Genomic DNA, 1,029 nt, shown 5'->3' on the forward strand with positions numbered 1-1,029 from the left:
GAGTCGACGCGATTGTGGTGTGCCGCCGTGACCGGCGCTCAAACGACGCTGGATCCGAAACAAATGAAAGAGTGGACTCCGAACAGCCGCTACGGTGGGCACGCATTCGGGTTTCATGGAGACTCGGCAAACAAGTTATCGGCGTTCGATCAATTCCTTGCCAAACGCGATACGATCTTGCCCTGGATTGCCGAATACTCGCCCTATGCATTGGTCAGCGGCGATGATCCGCCGGTCTATCTGAGCTACTCAGCTCCTCCAGCTCTCGGACAGAACCAAAAGGACCCGACGCATACGTCCAACTTTGGTGTGAAGCTAAAAGAACACTGTGAAGAGGAGGGTGTTGATTGTGAATTGGTGTATCCTGGAGCCGAGAACGTCGAGCACGAAACGACCGCCGACTACCTGCTTTGGAAACTAAAGTCGTAACGTAGCACAGGCTGCCAGCCTGTCGTCCGTCAGCTCCGTCAAACGTAGCGAAAGTCGCGGGCGGCTTGTTGTTTTAGCCGTACGATGGACTTCCTAGTCCGTCGAATCCACCATTGACGGACTTGGAGTTCCATCCTACACCCCTTGCCGCAGGAAACTTCATTAAATCAACAGCCCGTCATGACTTTCGGCAATGTGGGATCTGCTTCCAGGTTGTCATCATACATCACCCACTCCGAAACTCTTGGCGAGTTTCGCTACAGAATAATCTCGCCGTTGAAAGGACATCAACGTTGCGCCGCAAGACAGGCAAGATGCCTATCCCACATCGAAAGCTTCCCATGAAAACATTGTTTTGGTTTACCGCGTTCAGTTTGCTTTGGGTGTCGGCGACGCTGGCGGCGGACCCGGCTAAACGGCCGATCAAGGTGTTTATCCTGGCGGGGCAATCCAATATGGAAGGGCATGCCAAGGTAGAGACGTTTGACTACATCGGAGACGATCCTGCGACGAAGCCGCTACTGGAAAAGATGCAAGATGACGAGGGCAATCCGCGCGTCTGCGAAGGGGCATGGATCTCTTATCTGACCGGCCGAGGCG

Annotated in this window: 1 protein-coding gene and 1 pseudogene; both read left to right on the forward strand. The window is 54.1% G+C overall.

Annotation, left to right across the window (positions count from 1 at the left end; genetic code table 11):
• Window positions 1-429, forward strand: a pseudogene (locus RMSM_RS06645) (alpha/beta hydrolase); the annotation flags it as partial.
• A gap of 341 nt (window positions 430-770) precedes the next feature.
• Window positions 771-1,029: sialate O-acetylesterase (locus RMSM_RS06650; RefSeq protein WP_008693303.1), on the forward strand; the 259-nt coding region annotated here is incomplete at its 3' end.

It is taken from the genome of Rhodopirellula maiorica SM1, assembly GCF_000346295.1.
GTDB lineage: Bacteria > Planctomycetota > Planctomycetia > Pirellulales > Pirellulaceae > Novipirellula > Novipirellula maiorica.